Raw genomic sequence first — 17,319 nt, forward strand, 5'->3', positions numbered from 1 at the left:
AAGCACATGAAGCGTCATATTCTCTGTATATTCCTCTCAGCCGCGCTGTTGTCTGGCACAACAGGCTGTAAAAAATACTATGAGCCGTCTACCGCTAAATCGGAAAAGGATGCGCTGAACACCCCGGAAGATGTAGCATCTGCCACCATAGGCACATACGCCGTGCTCAAAGATCCTGAGTATGTCAGGAGTATCCATTTCCTGTCGGAATACCCCAGTGATGATGTTGCCCAGGGCCAGACCTCTTCCGATGATTTGTCTAACTGCTACCGTTACACGCATCTGGTGGATGGTACACATGCTACCAATGTATGGATGCAGTCCTATTCCGTGATAAATGCGGCAAATAAGGTGATCGCCTTTGTAGCGGATAACCAGTCGGATGAACTGAACCAGCTTAAGGGGGAATGCCTTTACCTGCGCAGCATGATGTATTTCAACCTGACACGCATATTCGGCAGGCCCTTCCCGCAAAACGGCGGGGCGGGAGAAGCTGTGCCGCTGGTGCTGGAAGACACGAAGGAAGAATTTCCCAAACGGAACACCGTGAAAGAAGTATATGCCCAGGTGATCAGCGACCTGCTGAAAGCCGCCTCGCTGATGACAGAAGAGAAGAACAACAACTTCGCTTCCAGAGAAGTAGCCTATGCTTTGCTTTGCCGCGTTTACCTGTATATGGAAGACAATGACAAGGCCCTGGAATATGCCAATAAGGTGATCGGCTCCGGCCGCTACAGCCTTCTGCAGGGCGCTGACTATCAACACTACTTCAGGGGTGTACCGGAAGACAATGATGAGACAATTTTCTGCATCCGCCATATGACCACTGAGAACCGTGATTTCTCCGCCATTGGCTCCATGTATTTCAGTGAAGGCGGACAAGGCGTGACCGGATGGGGAGAGATCTATGCTTCGCGGCAGTACATCAACTTGCTGGATAGACATCCGGAGGATATCCGCCATAGCTTTATCTCGCCGTATACAACAGCTGGTACACTGGAATATCCATATAGCATCCCGGTAACGACCATACGTTATAACACCAGGCTGAACCCCAACACACCTATGTACTATATCAACAAATATAACTACCAGGAAGGCCTGGTCAATCTCAGCTCCCCCGTATACCTTCGCCTGGCAGAAATCATACTCAACCGTGCAGAAGCCAATGCCAAGAAAGGAAATTTACAGGCCGCGCTGGATGATGTGAACACGATCCGTCAGCGTGCCGGATTGAGCGGCAATTCGCTGTATACATTGGCCAGCGTTAACGCCAGCGGCAGAACAGTGCTGGACGTGGTACTGGAAGAACGGCAGCTCGAACTGGCCTTTGAAGGCCACCGCATTTATGACCTGTTCCGGAATAACCTGCCCCTGAAACGGGATTATCCGGGTACGCACAGTCTCAATAACACGCCGTCTACCAACATTACGCAAACCATACAGCCCGCTGATAACAGGGCGATCTTTTTTATTCCCAACAGGGAAATCCTGATCAATCAAAACCTGACACAAAATCCATGATGAAAACTAAACAAGCTATGCTCAGTATCTTCCTGCTCATCACCGGACTGTTTGCCTGTAGCGAAGAGCAACCCGATACAATGCCCATCCACGGCTACACGGCAAGCACCGTACCACCGGAGTCCACTTATAATGTAGCCCTGGCGGGGAACGGGTTCGTTACCACGCTGCCCGCCGGTGGCAGCGAAGTGATCACCGCCAACGGGCTGGGTAACTGGACCAGTTCATCCAGTATTACCAGTGTTTATTTCCGCCTGGGCCTCCCCGGTCAGCTCACCGTGGCCGTAAAGGCGAAGGTACCTTCAGGGAGCAGCGTTATAAAGGTAAGTATCAACGGTAAGGGCTTTAACGTGAAGCTCGCAGGAGATGCCTGGTCCACCTACACTGCAGGCAGCGTAGCTATCGCCGCAGCCGGATATGTAAAAGTGGAGCTCCAGGGTGTCAGCAAGACCGGCAACTATTTTGCGGATGTATCTGATATTATCATTAGCGGGACCTCCACAGCCAGCGATGTAGTGTATGCCAATGATCCTGATAACTATTATTGGTCAAGGCGGGGACCTTCCGTGCACCTGGGTTTTACACCTCCCTCCGGCACAACACCTGAATGGTTCTATAGCGAGCTGAATGTACCGCCTGGCCAGGATAAGATTGGTTCTTATTTTATGGCCAACGGTTTCAGCGGCGGCTATTTTGGTATACAAGTGAACAGCAACAGAGAAAGACGGGTGCTCTTCTCTGTATGGGATCCCACAACGGGTAAGACGTCACTTGTGCGGAAAGGTCCGAATGTCGTGGATAACACATTCGGCGGAGAAGGCACCGGTGGACAAAGCTACCTGCTATTCAACTGGAAGGCCGGCAATACTTATAAATTCCTGACACAAGCTAAGCCCGATGGCAACGGCGCCACCGATTTCTCGTCCTGGATCTATACCCCTGAATCCGGCAGCTGGCGCTTTATCGCAACCTGGAAAAGACCTAATACCGTTACTTACCTGACAGGCCTGTACTCTTTCCTTGAAAATTTTAATGATACAAAAGGATACCTCGGAAGAAAAGCGCTTTACAGTAACCAATGGATCAGGAGCACTGCCGGCGACTGGATCGAGCTAACCACCGCCAGGTTTACGGCAGATGCCACCGCCGCCAACGACCAACGGCGGGATTATGCAGGTGGCGTTGAATCAGGAAAATTCTATTTGCGGAATTGCGGCTTCTTTTCAGATTATGTCAACTACAATACAAACTTTACACGCACCGCTACAGGCGTACAGCCGGCTGTAGATCTCAGCACGCTGCCATGAACGTACGCCAGCTGGTACTAATCATTAACTACAAACAACTATTATGACACATCGTCGAACTTTCCTTCAGCAGAGCCTTGCTGCTGGCATTGGTCTATCGTTATTAAATACTCCGGCAAAACTATTTTCACAAATTCAAAAACCCAAAGTAAGAGTAGGCCTGATAGGCGTAGGCGCACGGGGCCAGGGTCACCTGAACCTTTGTTTACACCGCCAGGATGTGGACGTAATAGCGATCTGTGATCCGGATACTAAATGGGCCATTCCAAAATCAAGAGACCTGATCGCCAAAGCCTATGGCGGAAAAAAGAAAGTGGCGGAATACAGCAATGGCAATGAAGATTTCAGGAACATGCTGAAGCGCGATGATATTGACGCGGTGATCATTGCCACCCCCTGGGAATGGCATACCGTACAAGCGGTAGCTGCTATGAAGGCGGGTAAAACACCGGCGGTAGAAGTATGCGGCGCCAGCGATATACAGGAATGCTGGGAACTGGTGAACACCAGCGAAGAAACCGGCGTGCCCGTATTCGGGATGGAGAACGTATGTTACCGCAGGGATGTAATGGCGGTACTGAACATGGTAAGACAGGGATTGTTCGGCGAGCTCACACACCTGCAGGGCGGGTACCAGCATGACCTGCGCGGGGTGAAGTTCAACGACGGCAAACAGGTGTATGGCGGCGGTGTGGAATTTGGAGAGAAAGCGATGTCGGAAGCCAGATGGAGAACCAATCACTCCGTACATCGCAACGGGGACCTCTATCCTACACATGGCCTGGGGCCTGTTGCCAATATGATCAACGTCAACCGGGGCAACCGTTTAATATCACTCAGCTCAGTGGCCACCAAATCAAGAGGGCTGCATAAATACATCGTGGACAAGGGCGGAAAAGATCATCCCAATGCCGGAGTGCAGTTCAAGCTGGGAGATATTGTGAGCACATTGATCAAAACGAATAATGGGGAAACCATTATGCTGTCGCATGATACCAACTCTCCCCGCCCCTACTCGCTTAACTTCCGGGTGCAGGGCACTAATGGCTTGTGGATGGATGATATCGACTCCATCTACGTGGAAGGCAAAAGCCCGTATGATCAGTGGGAGAAAGCTGGTAAGCCGGATCAGGCAGACAGTTATATGAACCGGTATGACCATCCTTTATGGAAACGTTATGCCAATGATGCTTCGGGAGCAGGACATGGCGGTATGGACTGGTTTGTGATCAACTCTTTCATTGAAAGCATCAAGCGCGACGCCCCTTTTGCGCTCGATGTATATGACCTGGCCACCTGGTATGCCATAACACCGCTGAGCGAACAATCAATTTCAGAAGGCGGGAATGTGCAATATATCCCCGATTTTACACGTGGCAAATGGATAAACCGGCAGCCGGTTTTTGCGTTAAATAGCGAATGGTGAGTAATCTTCTGGTTCGAATCCAGTCACCCCGACATAGACAATAGCCTGTTTCTGATCCTATTGCTTCAAATTGAGTGAACAAGGCGGTGAACAGGTACCGATTGTATAACCTACTCTAAAGCGCATAAACGTAAACGTTTATGCGCTTTTTTCATATTTCCACTTCAAGTATTGCAAACAATTTCAGTGCTCTCGTGAACAAAGCGGTGAACGTCTTTGAGAACAAGCTGGGACCTTATATTTGTTCACAAATGGCCTTAACTATTGAAGCGGATTTCTAAAGCGTCCTGCTTCGTATTGCTTCTCTCATATCATCTAATTCCTTAAGCCAACCCTGCTTCTTCTGCAATTGAGCAGTGAGTTTAGCTATTTTTTTATCCTGTGTTTTTGTATCATTATCTGCATCGGTAGCATTTTGCGCATTCTTATAAGCCTTATTTGCTTTCTTTTTTGCGCTTTTGGCATCGCTTAAATCACCATTAGTGGCCCTCGATGCCTGTTTGCTACTTGCATTAGCGCTGCTTTCCGCATCAGCAGTGGCTTTCCCCGCTTTAGCATGATAATCGGGCAGGTTATTTTGAGCTATAGTAAGCTTAGAAGTAAGTTCAGCAATATCATTGCTGACGTCTACATATTCTTTATTTAGCTTAACAGTATCCGCAGCCGTTTTGTACTTTTGCGAATAAGCAGTCGATGCAAAAAACAGGGCTAAGCCGGCTAGTAGAAAAACTTTTGTTTGTTTCATTATGTAAGATTTTTTTGTGATGAAATAATATTCAAGACTATCGGTATTGTGCACGACTAATAGAAATAGCCAGGCGCAACCTTTCGATTATAAGATTATTTTTTAAACGCTAATGAAAAGTTAAGGAAGGCATCAGTAAGAATTGAAACCAATATGTGACAGAAGTAGGAATGGATACTGTTGCTATCGAATGCATGCAAGGTACGTTATTAAAATGGATAATGCTGAATTAGTTTTATCGTTAACTGTACAAGTAGTGGTTGCAGAAAATTAAGGCGCGAGGAATTTATAAATCTAACTTTACTTAAGAACAGATATTTGCCCATTTCATTAAGAGATTAACAGAGACGTATATTTGAGTCGTTTTGAGCTTTCGGATAATCCCGACTTATTAAGACTTCTTTTGAAGTAATTGCCCACTAATAGCAATATCAGTGGGCTTTTTCTTTTTGTTCCTATCAATTTATATCATTTAACATCATTACGCATGTGAGTAATCCCGTGAGTAAATTTTCAATTTAAATTTACTCAAATTAACGATATAACATACTTATTATCAATCAGATACATTCATTTGAAATGGTGCTGTTTGATTACTCCTCTTTTAATCCAACCCATGGGAGTATGGCAGTGTCTGATCAACGGCATATTCTTCATAGCGTTTGTGCCTATTGCTGAACATTTTTATGGACGTCGCCTAATACTTATCTATTTTGCAGCAGGCTTAGTGGGGCAAATGGTTAACTTTTATTGGCATAGATCCGGAGGCGGTTCATCAACCGCTTTATAGGGAGTAATCGGTTCATTATATTTATATATACTTATTAATCAAAAAGCTTTTCCTAAGGAATATATTTGGCTATCAACAGGCGGTTTTCTGGGTGCAACAATACTTTGCTTTTTCAAAGATGGCCATGCACCATCTTTATTGGCTGGCGGAATGCTATCTTTAAATGGGCCGTGATGGGTATAAAAGTTGTCGATTTGGACCAAATTGTCCAGAAATAGGTTCGAAAAGTGTCCAGTCATCCCGACTAAAAATGAAGCCCTTCAGATTTTTAAATTTGAAGGGCTTTTAATTTAAGTAATCTTTGGTCACCACATAGTTTGAAACATTTCCCGCCCTTATCTGAAACATATGACCACCCCATTTCCAGGAACATCCAGGTATTTTTACCCTATCAGTTAAGAGAAAGATTCCCGTTATGAAAATACGTTTACTTCCACGAAGCGTCCCGGGGCCATCCCTGCATAATGTCATCTTGTCAGCCCTTTCGCAATTATTGATTTACCTAAACCATAAACCTGTATGAAAACAACACTTCCTACGCAGTTCAGGCAAAAGGCACTTGCCTTTTTCTGGTTACTTCCCATTATTATTACACTTCAGGGCTATGAAACGAAGGCCCAAACCGGTTATACCTGGAATAATTTACCTATTGGCGGTGGCGGATTTGTTTCCGCGATCATTCCCAGTAAAACCGAGCAAAATCTGATCTATGCCCGGACGGATGTGGGCGGGGCCTACCGCTGGAACGCTTCCACTTCCAGCTGGGTACCTTTGTTAGATTGGGTGTCCGACAATGAAGTTGGTTTCCTGGGTGTTGAGTCTTTGGCCATAGATCCCAAATTGCCGGGCAGGGTGTATATGCTGGTAGGGATCTCCTATTTCAACGGTGGCAAAACAGCCATTCTGCGCTCTTCCGATTATGGCAACACCTTTACTGTTACAGATGTTACCAACCAATTCAAAGCGCACGGCAATGGTATGGGGCGGCAAACCGGCGAAAAGCTGGTAGTAGACCCTAACAACAGCAACATTCTATACTGCGGCACGCGGTGGAATGGATTATTCAGAAGCACCGATGCTGGCGCCACCTGGGCCCGGTTAAGCTCACTTAATGTAACCACCACCCCTAATGAAAACGGGATAAGCTTTGTGATCTTAGATGGGAGCAGCGTTTCAGGCGGTGTTACCCAAAGGATCATTGTGGGGGTATCACGCAGTGGAAGCACCAACCTTTACCGCAGTGATAATGGCGGGCAGTCTTTTTCGGCTGTTCCCGGCGCTACCACCACCTTTATGCCGCACCGGGCAGCATTGGCCAGTAACGGTACCCTGCTCATCACTTATGGCAATGGTGCGGGGCCGAGCGGGCATTGGGCCCTACCGGAGCCCATGGATAACGGGCAGATCTGGAAGTACAACATTTCCACCGGTGCATGGAGCAACATCACCCCTTCCGGTTTCAGCAGGGCATTTGGAGGTATCAGCGTTGCGCCTGATAATCCCAACAGGCTGGTGGCTTCTACCATCAACACCTATATGAACCAGAACGGCGCATGGGGCGACAGGATGTTCCTGAGCACAAATGGTGGTTCCAGCTGGGTGGATGTGGTAGACCGGGGATTTACCCTGAATCCCGATGGCATTACCTGGGTTAGCGGGCACGCCATCCATTGGGCCGGCTCAATAGAATTTGACCCCTTTAATACGGAAAAGGTTTGGGTTACTTCGGGCAATGGCCTTTTTGTAAATGACAACATCAGTTCCAGCGGTACCTGGCGATTTGCAGTAAAAGGGCTTGAAGAAACCGTGCCGCTTGGCCTGGAGAGTATTCCCAATGGTCCGGTGATATCTGTTATTGGCGATTATGACGGATTCAGGCACACCAATGTTGACCAATACGCCCCCATTCACAATCCGCAAATGGGCACCACCACCGGATTGGCAGTAGCTGCTCAAAACACCGGCAAAATTGTGCGGGTAGGCAACAACATGTATTACTCCACTAATATGGGATCAACCTGGACCCAGAATAGCATGAATGGCAGCCAGGGACAGGTGGCACTATCCGCTAACGGTAATACGGTGCTGCATTCGCCGAAGGAATCTTCTACCACCTACCGGTCAACGAATAACGGATCTTCCTGGTCAACGGTAAGCGGTTTAAGCTTTACCGAAGCACGGCCGGTTGGCGATCCGGTTAATTCCAATAAATTCTACGCCTACAACCCCGGAAATGGGACGATACTGGTGAGCACCAACGGCGGCGCTTCATTTTCTCAGGCCAGTTCAGTTGCCAGCGGCGGTTCAAAGATCATACGGCTGGCTCCCGGAGTGGAAGGGCATGTTTGGATAGCTTTGAACGGTGGCGGGCTGGCACGTTCAACTAATTCCGGTCAATCATTTTCAACCATAAATGGCGTCAGCAATTGCGGGGCCGTTGGTTTTGGAATAGCTGCTTCCGGAGCAAATTATCCTACCATCTTCATTTGGGGTACCATCAACAATGTCAGAGGTCTTTACCGCTCAACAGACCAGGGGGCCTCGTGGGTACGTGTAAATGATGATGCGCATGAATATGGAGGTCCGGGTAACGGGCAATTCGTGCAGGGAGATATGAATGTTTTCGGAAGAGTATATATGAGCACAGCAGGCAGAGGTATCGTTTATGGAAGCCCCGCCGCGTGTACGCCTACTGCTATCACACCATATTTAAATGTAAATAACGGCGCCTGGCAACAAACAGCCAATGCTTCCGTAGCTGCAGGCGGCAGCGTGCAGTTTGGCCCTCAACCTACACAGGGTGGCTCCTGGAGGTGGAGCGGGCCAAATAATTTTAGCGCTGCTACACGGGAAGTATACCTTTCAAACGTCCAGTCCAGCCAGGCCGGGAACTACGTGGCCACCTATACGAACAGCGGAGGATGTAAAAGCACGCAGACCTTTAACATCTCCCTGAACGGTTCTTTATTGAGAGCAGGCACTAGTGATACTTCGGTTACCAGCATATCCCAAAAAGGCGGCATTAATGAGGATGCTGTCAGCATTTATCCTAATCCCTCCAATGAGGGAAGGTTTACTATCCTGCTGAAGGAGATCTTAAAACATGCGATCGTGAGGGTTTATGATAATCAGGGCAGAATGCTTTATGAAAAGAAAACACAGGGTAGCAATAAAATAGAGATCGATTCCCGGTTGAATGCGGGGCTCTATGTCGTTACGGTAGATTCGGAAGGCGCCAGTTTTACAAAGAAGCTCATTGTTCATTGACAAATTTGCAGCATAACTAAATTTATGGCCAAAATCCTTCATATCGCAGTTCCATTATTCGCTTTGACAAACCCGCTTATTTCACGCAGGTTGATGTTTAGGCGGCTGCGTTAAATCAACGGGACTCGGCTTTTTGGCCAGCGTCCCTCTCTTGTTATATTATTCTGTTCAGGTTATTGTATGGCCAGGGAGAACCGTTCCTGATCAACATTGGACTCGGGGCACAGGACACACTTCGCTCCATTGATTTTTCACATACTATTTCAGAATACAGAAAATGTTTATTTAATTCGGCAAAATAATGTTGGCTGTTAAATTTTCATTATAATGGAACAAGAAAAAGTTTGCCTGATTACAGGAAGCAGTAGCGGCATAGGAATGGCTATTGCAAACGCCCTGGCATTGGAGAAAAAATACCGCGTAATTATCACCGCCAGGCGTGAAGAGCGTCTAAAGGAATTATCCGCCCCCAATATGGATGCTGTTGCCGGAGACCTTACCTCAGCAGGATTTCAGGACTTTTTAGCAACCTATATATGGAACAAATATGGCAGATGTGATTTTTTATTCAATTGCGCCGGATCCTTGGAAGTCGGTGCGATAGAAGAAATTGATATAGACAAAATGGTCTCCATGGTACGGCTGAATGTCGAGGCCAATTTCCGTTTGACGTACCTGTTTTTAAAAAGATTCAGACAGCAGGGTTTTGGTCATATAGTCAACATAACAAGCGTTTTGGGTACGAAAGTGAGGCCCACAGCCGGGGCCTATGCCGGAACCAAGTATGCAGTCGAGGCATTATCCGAGGCCTTACGGATGGAACTGGCTGGCAGTAACATAAAAATCTCTTGTATCGAGCCAGGTCTGGTGATGACAGAGCTACATAAAGATTGGAAGACCCATCCAAAAGAAAGCATGAACATCAAGGAACCCTTAACAACCGATGATATTGTTGAAGCTGTAAAATTTATCCTTAATCAACCGGTGGCGGTCAGTATCCCTAAACTGATGATACTACCCAATGACCATGTTATATAAAGCATCAAAAGATGCTTATTAGCATATAGCTTATACAACAATGATTTATACAACAAAAAATGGCCTTTATACATTGCTTACACCAGGCTACCGCCTGATCTTTACAAGATCAAACCATTACAAACACATGAAAAAGCAATCTTTTTTAAGCAAAATGGCGGGCCTGCTGGCCACCGTTATTGTATTGTTATCAGGCACTGTTGTTCATGCGCAAGGCACCGCTCCGGTTAAAAATATCATCCTGGTGCACGGGGCATTTGCAGATGGCTCCGGCTGGGAAGGTGTTTATAAAATACTAAGTGGCCGCGGTTATCATGTGACCATTGTGCAAAATCCGTTGTCCTCCCTCGAAGATGATGTAAACGCCACCAACCTGGCATTGGATAAAGCTGATGGGCCGGTCATCCTCGTAGGCCACTCATGGGGAGGCGCTGTTATCAGCCAGGCAGGCGTTTCTCCCAAAGTGAAAGGATTGGTATATGTAGCCGCTTTTGCGCCCGAAGCCGGTGAAACAGTATTGCAACTGGCCAGTTCAGAAGCGCCTGCTCCTGAAAACGGTATCTTGCCACCAGACGAAAAAGGCTATATCTATTTTAGCAAAGAGAAATACCATGCCGGTTTTTGTGCAGACCTTAGCAAGGAAAAGGCAGACTTTATGTATGCCAGCCAGGGAGCCTGGAGCGCCAAGTGCCCCACTACTCCCCTCACACAGGTTGCCTGGAAAACAAAACCTTCCTGGGCAGTGCTTGCAACAGAAGACAAAGCTATCAATCCAAGCATTCAACGTAAGATGTATGACCGTGCAGGAGCGAAGGTTACGGAAATAAAAGGTAGTCACGTAGTATTCATCTCCAAAGCCCAGGCTGTTGCTGACGTTATCGAAGCTGCCGCCAAAGGAGCCGCTGCCAATTAACAGCAGCACACTGATCTTCGACGGCTCGAGTAGCAAGGGCGCTAAGGCAGATAGCATTGCCTTAGCGCCCTTTACTTGGTCATTGTTGTTGTGCTGTCCGCTCCGTAACAGCAACATGGATTTCGCCTTACCCGGGAATAGCCTTACTTTTGTGGTTCATTTTTTCCGGTACATATGACTTTTGAAGACTTAAATCTGAATAAATCCCTACTGGCGGCGCTAAAGGACCTTAAATTCACCACGCCTACCACTATTCAAAGCAGGGTATTTTCCGTGACCATGTCAGGGCGCGACCTATGCGGCATTGCTCAAACAGGCACCGGTAAGACCTTCGCTTATCTCCTGCCCTGCCTGCGTATGTGGTCTTTCACCAAAGACAGGTTTCCCCAGATCCTGGTTATTGTGCCTACCCGGGAACTGGTATTGCAGGTGGTGGAATCTGTTAAACGGCTCACACCTTACATGAGCGTAGCTGTAGCAGGCTTCTATGGTGGCGTGAATATGAACCCGCAAATGGAGATAGCAAAAGGTAAGCTGGATGTGGTGGTCGCCACACCGGGCAGACTGGTGGATATTGCGCTGAGCGGCGCCTTAAAGTTAAAAGCCATCAAACAATTGGTAATAGATGAGATGGACGAAATGCTGAACCTTGGCTTTCGCACCCAATTGAAGACCATCCTGGACCTGTTGCCCGCAAAAAGACAAAACCTGCTTTTCTCCGCCACCATCACCGAGGATGTGCAGGCGCTGATCAATACTTTCTTTAATAATCCCGTTACGATTGAAGCGGCTCCTGCAGGAACTCCTTTGACGAACATCTCTCAACACGCCTACATTGTTCCCAACTTCAATACAAAAGTCAACCTGCTGAAGCTATTGATCCGCGAACAGGCAGATATGACGAAGGTACTAGTGTTTGTCTCTACCAAAAAACTGGCGGATGAGCTGTATGAACCACTGGCGGAAGAATTTCCGGAAAAGATCGGCGTGATCCATTCCAATAAAGAACAGAATTTCCGCCTGAACTCCGTAGAACAATTCAAGGAAGGCAATTATAGGATATTGATCGCTACAGACATTATTGCGCGTGGACTGGATATCTCCGAGGTTACGCATGTGATCAACTTTGATATGCCGGAACAGCCTGAAAGTTATATTCACCGTATTGGTCGTACGGGCCGCTTAGATAAAAAAGGAATAGCGCTCAGTTTCATAACAGAGAAAGAGCAGGACCTGCGCACAAAAGCAGAAGCATTGATGAATTATAAAATCCCCGAGATACCTTTACCAGCTAACCTCGAGATCTCAGATCAGCTTACGGAAGAAGAAGACCCGGTCTTTATTGTACCCAACATCGTGTTAAAACAAGCTAAGCGCGAAGGCGCCGGAGCGGCTTTCCATGAGAAATCAGCGAAGAACAGGAAAGTAAACGTAAAGATCCGGCACGCTGATAAAATGAGGATGAAATATGGCAAACCTAAAACACGGGGCGCTAAAAAGAAATAATACTATACTGCATTACTGTCCGAACCAACATCCTGCGTGCTTGCCACCATCAGAAAGTAATGAATAGTCTCAAGTGTTTCTGCATAAGATGTCGGCTTGGTAAGATAACTATGGGCGCCCTTTGAGATACACTGTTCCTTTTCAAATGCATTAAGGGACGTTGAATAGATAATGACCGGGATATGGCTAAAACGCGCGGAGGATTTCAATGATTCCAGTGTTTGCGAGCCATTCATTCTCGGCATGTTCAGGTCCAGGATGATCAGGGAAGGAACAATACCGGATATATAATCGCTATCCGCCATAACAAGCGCTTCCTCACCGTTGGTAGCATAACGGATCGTCACATCAGCATGTATATCTTTGAATACGTCGCTGAGGATCGCCAGTTCTTCGGGATCGTCATCAACGAAGAGGAAATGTGTATTATTCATAGATCATTTGTTATTGACACCAGTGGGGAATGTAACAATAAACCTGGCGCCATGTGACTGGTTGGGCAGGGCTGTAATATTCCCGTGATGTAATTCCGCAATCTTCTTGCAAATTGCCAGCCCGATACCGTTTCCCTGGTACTCCCTCCTGGAATGCAACCGTTGAAATAATTCAAACATTTTGGGGACATATTTATCTTCAAACCCGATTCCATTATCATCAAAGAATATTTTTACGGCCTCCTCCTCTTCTTTTGCATAAACATCGATCACTGGAGGAGCACCTTCCCTGCTATATTTTATAGCGTTTCCGATTATGTTTTCAAAAAGCTGTTCAAGCAGGCTCTTTTCCCCCATTATTTCCGGCAAACTGCCGATACTGACCACACCATTTTTTTCTTCCAGCCTCATTTGGAGGGCCTGGGCAGCATTTTTCGCAACATGCTCTAAATTTACGACATCAAAATTTATTTCTCCGCTGCTCACCTGTGAAAATCTGAGCAGGTCCTGGATCAGCGTGCGCATCCGCGCAGAAGCAGCATGTATGTTGGCAAGATATAATGATCCCTTTTCATCCAGCTGATCCTTATATTGGTTCAGCATGTAGTCGCAGTAATAAAGCACCTTTCTCACAGGTTCCTGCAGATCATGCGAGGCGATATAAGCAAACTGCTGCAGTTCATGATTACTCCGGTTAAGTTGGCGGATGGTCCCCTCCAGCTCGTGGTGCTTGTCTTGCAGGAGTTGCTGTGCTTCTTTGAGCGCCTTGTTGTCCTGGAGTGTTTGCTCAATGATCTTTTGTGCATGGATATCCACCATATAGCCTATCCAGGAAGAAATTTCCTGTGATTCATTTTTCAGCGGTATCACTGATACCAGGTGCCATATATATTCCTGGTCAATACAATTTCGCAACCGGCACTGCATTTTGATAGGGAAAACCGCGGAAGGCAGGTTATTGGAAAGCAGGATGGAGAACACCGTGTAATCGTCCGGGTGCACAACGTCCTGCCAGGCCTGCCTGTTCAATTCTTCCGACGTTTTACCAGTGAACGCTTCCAGCCATTCATTTGCGTAGGTGATCGCACCGGAGCTGTCCAGTGTAACTATCAGCTGCGGCAGGGTATTGGTTAAGGTTCTGTACTGCTGTTCACTTTTTAGTATTTTTTCAGACAGCTCCTGTAATTGTTCATTTTTTCTTTTTAGCTCATCGTAGGGAGAGATGGGCTTCTCATTCCGGAATATGATCCGCCATTCATCGACTTTCTGCATATCTATTTTCGCGGCGCCGGGAATCGCATAAAATAATTCTATGGTGGCTTCTTTTCCTTTTTGCGATAACTGGTACTTGCTAACCAGCTTTTTTGCATATTCGAGTCCCGCGAGCTTGTCTTCTGCTATCGGCTCTTTGTGGTTCACGGAGGCCACAAGGTAGCTGTTTAATGGAGTATTGTCCACATATAGTACCATGCAGCTGATCCCGCCTTTTTCCAATGCCCAGCGTGCAAGCTCCGATACGGCGGTAGCAAAAGTGGTTTGGGCAGAAAGTATCAACCCTGCCAGCTCCCCGAGCTTCATGGATCGCTTATGAGCCAGGATAAGATCAAATTCGTTTTCCAGCGTAATCCTGTGAAGTTCGTGCATGAGGTTACAAGTTTATTTTACAAACTACAATACCGGTATCATCTGTATGGCGCGCAAATTCGTTATATATAACAGCAGCAATAATGGAAGGGTCACTTCGTTGAATAGCGCTATGCCGGGTCAGGTCTACCCTGCTTTTAATGCCATCACTGCAAAACAGCAGGTACTGGCCAGGCTCATATGGAAACTCGCGTTCCTTGAGACTGGTGGGAATGTTCATGCCGATGATCCCGTTATAAGGCATATAACCATATTGGTTGCTATGGCTTGTCAGCCTTGTATAAATGTTCCCAACCCCGCAAAGGCTCCACATCTTCCCCGGGATATCCAGTATTCCAATAGTCCCAACCAGTCCACGCGTTTTCTTAACATGTTCATGCATGTGCCTTATCATGGCAACGGCATTAGTAGAAGTACATGTTTCCAGTGATTCAATAGCCGCCAATACTGCCGTCTCGGCATGTAGCCCGTGGCCGAGGCCATCGCCGAGGAAGACAATCAGTTTATTCTGGTCAAGCCTTGAATAATAACCGTCTCCGCAATACTTTTCATTTGATTTTGGTACCAGCAGGGAACTGATCTCAAACGCAGCTTTCTTCTTAAATAGCGGCTGGCCTTCATTGAAGATCCGGGAAAGAACAACAGTTCCCCAATTCGGCAGCGAATAGATCTGAAAGTTATCCGATAATCTTTTTATAGCGCCAAGTCCCTGTCCCAGTGTATTTTTTGTAGAAACGCCGTCTACCATCATCCGGTTAACGTCTGCCATCCCGGGTCCTTTATCCAGCGCAAGGATCTCTATACCCTGCTGGCCATTGTCTTCAATCAATTTCACCAGTACTTCTCCACCGCCGCCATGATTCACCAGGTTAGTGCCCATTTCCGCTACAACAATGTCAATCTCGCCGATCTTCCGATCATTAAATCCCGCGCCAGCTACCAGGTGATGTATCTCTCTTTTCAAAAGTGCAAGATAGCTTCTCTCTGCCGCCTTAATGCCAATATTCGTGCGGCTAACCATTTTTCCATTTAATTATAGTAACTACAGTTCCTTTTCCTACTACACTTTTGATATCGAATTCATTTACCAGCCTTTTGGCTCCCGGGAGCCCTATTCCCAGGCTTTTGCCGGTAGAAAAACCGTCTTTCAGCGCAAGGGCTATATCCTCGATACCGGGGCCCTTATCATCAAAGACCAGTCTTATACCATTGTCTCTTCCCTGGTTGATGATCTCGATGGCAACGCTGCCGCCATCCGCATATTTCAACATGTTCCGCACCAGCTCACTTGCTGCGGTGATCAACTTTGTCTGGTTTACCAGGCTCATGCCTATTTTTGTTGCAGACTCTTTAACCCGGTTTCGGAATGGAACTACATCCTGTTCCTTTTCTATTTTCATGGTTGTTTTACTCAGCACCGTCTTCATCGTCAGCTGGTTCATTCTGATTTCCAATCTTCTCCTGTAAGAAAAGCATCCCCTTTTCGACGTTTAGTGCGGTACTTACCCCTTGTAATTCCAAACCAAGTTCAACTAATGTGATGGCAACTGCAGGCTGCATGCCTACAACAACCGTTTCAGCGTCCATAATTTTGGACATGTTGCCAATGTTACCTAAAATGCGGCCCATAAAGGAGTCCACAATAGTCAATGCCGATATGTCGATCAGTACTCCCCTCGCACCGGTTTTACTCACCATTTGTACCAGGTCTGACTCAAGGTTCACGGCAAGCCGATCATATAAATCGATTTGGATGGTTACAAGTAAGAACTGCCCCATTTTTAAAATAGGAATCCTATCCATGCAATATATTAGTTTTTTCCTTTTGCGATTTTCTTACTTCCAGCTGCAGTAATCCAAATGAATATTTAAGCGCAGAAGCAAGGCTTGATTTCGTCATTATTTTCGACAGGTCAATCCCTAAATGCACGATCGTCTGCGCAATTTCAGGGCGGATGCCGCTAATGATACATTCTGCGCCCATTAAACGGGTAGCTGCCACTGTCTTAATTAAATGCTGGGCAACCAGCGAATCGACAGTAGGTACTCCGGAAATATCAAGTATCGCAATGCTGCTCCCTGTTGCCACAATTTCCTGGAGAAGCGCTTCCATTACCACCTGCGTACGGGAGCTGTCCAGCGTACCGATGATCGGAAGGGCCAATATGCCATCCCATACGCGGATCACAGGCGTGGATATTTCAGTGATCTCGTCTGTTTGCCTGAGGATCACTTCTTCGCGCCCATGGATAAAAGTTTCAAAGGTTACGACGCCAAACCTATCGAAGAGCCTGCTGATCTTCAACATTAAATCATACAGCAGAACGGGGTCATTGGGTATTTCCGCCTGCAGGGAATGGATGACCGCATCCTTCAGGCTGAAAATGAAAACACCGGTTTCCCTGGGAGAAAACCCCTGCTGTGCACGGGAGATCGAAAGTGCCTGCAGCATGTCATTAACAGGTTCAAAATCGGTAGAGGATGGGTCTGCTATATTCGTATTACTAATGGAATCTAACAAAGCGTCCAGTAAAGCAGTACTTTGCTCTCTCGCTTCTTCATTACTTATCAGGTCTTCACGGAGTGATTCGTCAAGCAGCTGGTTATTTAACCAGGATTCAAATATTTCTTTTTTCTTCTTCTTAAGCAGCTTAGAGAACGTCTACTTTCATTGTGCATATGATTTGATGCTAAATATAGGGGTATTTCATTGTTTAAAATAAGA

General features: G+C 46.8%; 14 protein-coding genes. 7 read left to right on the plus strand and 7 right to left on the minus strand.

The features are described from left to right. Positions 1-6 precede the first annotated feature (6 nt). The 3 genes from ACR9Y8_RS04610 to ACR9Y8_RS04620 are packed head-to-tail and all read left to right on the plus strand — an operon-like array spanning position 7 to position 4,257. On the plus strand, positions 7-1,524 hold the full coding sequence (locus ACR9Y8_RS04610; protein WP_481212060.1) for a RagB/SusD family nutrient uptake outer membrane protein: 1,518 nt from the start codon (positions 7-9) through the stop codon (positions 1,522-1,524). Positions 1,525-1,541: 17 nt separating this feature from the next. Next, the gene (locus ACR9Y8_RS04615; protein ID WP_481212061.1) at positions 1,542-2,831 is read left to right on the plus strand and encodes a DUF3472 domain-containing protein; all 1,290 of its coding nucleotides are present in this window, start codon (positions 1,542-1,544) and stop codon (positions 2,829-2,831) included. A 43-nt stretch (positions 2,832-2,874) separates the two neighbouring features. Then, complete coding sequence (locus tag ACR9Y8_RS04620; protein ID WP_481212062.1) at positions 2,875-4,257, plus strand: Gfo/Idh/MocA family protein; 1,383 nt, start codon at positions 2,875-2,877, stop codon at positions 4,255-4,257. 277 nt (positions 4,258-4,534) lie between these two features. On the opposite strand, the gene ACR9Y8_RS04625 is transcribed toward ACR9Y8_RS04620, so the two are convergent. Beyond that, positions 4,535-5,002 (minus strand): hypothetical protein, encoded by a 468-nt coding sequence (locus ACR9Y8_RS04625; RefSeq protein WP_481212063.1) that lies wholly within the window; start codon positions 5,000-5,002, stop codon positions 4,535-4,537. 1,309 nt (positions 5,003-6,311) lie between these two features. Between ACR9Y8_RS04625 and ACR9Y8_RS04630 the strand changes: the two genes are divergently transcribed. From ACR9Y8_RS04630 to ACR9Y8_RS04645, 4 genes are all read left to right on the plus strand, one after another. After that, a complete protein-coding gene (locus tag ACR9Y8_RS04630; RefSeq protein ID WP_481212064.1) occupies positions 6,312-9,059 on the plus strand; it encodes a T9SS type A sorting domain-containing protein in 2,748 nt (915 codons plus the stop codon). Positions 9,060-9,386: 327 nt separating this feature from the next. Continuing rightward, on the plus strand, positions 9,387-10,097 hold the full coding sequence (locus ACR9Y8_RS04635) for an SDR family oxidoreductase (RefSeq protein ID WP_481212065.1): 711 nt from the start codon (positions 9,387-9,389) through the stop codon (positions 10,095-10,097). Positions 10,098-10,224: 127 nt separating this feature from the next. Next, positions 10,225-11,010: an alpha/beta hydrolase gene (locus ACR9Y8_RS04640; protein ID WP_481212066.1), complete on the plus strand. Its 786-nt coding sequence runs from the start codon at positions 10,225-10,227 to the stop codon at positions 11,008-11,010. 174 nt (positions 11,011-11,184) lie between these two features. Then, complete coding sequence (locus tag ACR9Y8_RS04645; protein ID WP_481212067.1) at positions 11,185-12,516, plus strand: DEAD/DEAH box helicase; 1,332 nt, start codon at positions 11,185-11,187, stop codon at positions 12,514-12,516. Between the two features lie 2 nt (positions 12,517-12,518). Here ACR9Y8_RS04645 and ACR9Y8_RS04650 read toward each other — a convergent pair whose 3' ends face one another. Genes ACR9Y8_RS04650 through ACR9Y8_RS04675 form a run of 6 tightly spaced genes read right to left on the minus strand, consistent with a single transcriptional unit; the run spans position 12,519 to position 17,244 of the window. Continuing rightward, positions 12,519-12,950: a response regulator gene (locus ACR9Y8_RS04650; RefSeq protein ID WP_481212068.1), complete on the minus strand. Its 432-nt coding sequence runs from the start codon at positions 12,948-12,950 to the stop codon at positions 12,519-12,521. 3 nt (positions 12,951-12,953) lie between these two features. Next, positions 12,954-14,594 (minus strand): sensor histidine kinase, encoded by a 1,641-nt coding sequence (locus ACR9Y8_RS04655; RefSeq protein ID WP_481212069.1) that lies wholly within the window; start codon positions 14,592-14,594, stop codon positions 12,954-12,956. Between the two features lie 4 nt (positions 14,595-14,598). Beyond that, positions 14,599-15,615, minus strand: a complete 1,017-nt coding sequence (locus tag ACR9Y8_RS04660) for an anti-sigma regulatory factor (protein WP_481212070.1) — start codon at positions 15,613-15,615, stop codon at positions 14,599-14,601. Beyond that, on the minus strand, positions 15,608-16,036 hold the full coding sequence (locus ACR9Y8_RS04665; protein WP_481212071.1) for an anti-sigma regulatory factor: 429 nt from the start codon (positions 16,034-16,036) through the stop codon (positions 15,608-15,610). Before ACR9Y8_RS04665 ends, ACR9Y8_RS04660 begins: the two co-directional genes overlap by 8 nt. Continuing rightward, a complete protein-coding gene (locus tag ACR9Y8_RS04670) occupies positions 16,002-16,397 on the minus strand; it encodes an STAS domain-containing protein (RefSeq protein ID WP_481212072.1) in 396 nt (131 codons plus the stop codon). The genes ACR9Y8_RS04665 and ACR9Y8_RS04670 overlap by 35 nt, the downstream gene beginning before the upstream one ends. Next, positions 16,390-17,244, minus strand: coding sequence for an STAS domain-containing protein (locus ACR9Y8_RS04675; RefSeq protein ID WP_481216213.1), 855 nt, complete (start codon positions 17,242-17,244; stop codon positions 16,390-16,392). The genes ACR9Y8_RS04670 and ACR9Y8_RS04675 overlap by 8 nt, the downstream gene beginning before the upstream one ends. Positions 17,245-17,319: the final 75 nt, after the last annotated feature.

This window comes from Chitinophaga sp. SVR4-12A (genome assembly GCF_056754765.1).

What these genes read in the sequence shown, in the direction of transcription:
- ACR9Y8_RS04610 (WP_481212060.1), top strand. Translation starts at nt 7, where the DNA reads ATGAAGCGTCATATTCTCTGTATATTCCTCTCAGCCGCGCTGTTGTCT.
- ACR9Y8_RS04615 (WP_481212061.1), top strand. Translation starts at nt 1,542, where the DNA reads ATGCTCAGTATCTTCCTGCTCATCACCGGACTGTTTGCCTGTAGCGAA.
- ACR9Y8_RS04620 (WP_481212062.1), top strand. Translation starts at nt 2,875, where the DNA reads ATGACACATCGTCGAACTTTCCTTCAGCAGAGCCTTGCTGCTGGCATT.
- ACR9Y8_RS04625 (WP_481212063.1), bottom strand. Translation starts at nt 5,002, where the DNA reads ATGAAACAAACAAAAGTTTTTCTACTAGCCGGCTTAGCCCTGTTTTTT.
- ACR9Y8_RS04630 (WP_481212064.1), top strand. Translation starts at nt 6,312, where the DNA reads ATGAAAACAACACTTCCTACGCAGTTCAGGCAAAAGGCACTTGCCTTT.
- ACR9Y8_RS04635 (WP_481212065.1), top strand. Translation starts at nt 9,387, where the DNA reads ATGGAACAAGAAAAAGTTTGCCTGATTACAGGAAGCAGTAGCGGCATA.
- ACR9Y8_RS04640 (WP_481212066.1), top strand. Translation starts at nt 10,225, where the DNA reads ATGAAAAAGCAATCTTTTTTAAGCAAAATGGCGGGCCTGCTGGCCACC.
- ACR9Y8_RS04645 (WP_481212067.1), top strand. Translation starts at nt 11,185, where the DNA reads ATGACTTTTGAAGACTTAAATCTGAATAAATCCCTACTGGCGGCGCTA.
- ACR9Y8_RS04650 (WP_481212068.1), bottom strand. Translation starts at nt 12,950, where the DNA reads ATGAATAATACACATTTCCTCTTCGTTGATGACGATCCCGAAGAACTG.
- ACR9Y8_RS04655 (WP_481212069.1), bottom strand. Translation starts at nt 14,594, where the DNA reads ATGCACGAACTTCACAGGATTACGCTGGAAAACGAATTTGATCTTATC.
- ACR9Y8_RS04660 (WP_481212070.1), bottom strand. Translation starts at nt 15,615, where the DNA reads ATGGTTAGCCGCACGAATATTGGCATTAAGGCGGCAGAGAGAAGCTAT.
- ACR9Y8_RS04665 (WP_481212071.1), bottom strand. Translation starts at nt 16,036, where the DNA reads ATGAACCAGCTGACGATGAAGACGGTGCTGAGTAAAACAACCATGAAA.
- ACR9Y8_RS04670 (WP_481212072.1), bottom strand. Translation starts at nt 16,397, where the DNA reads ATGGATAGGATTCCTATTTTAAAAATGGGGCAGTTCTTACTTGTAACC.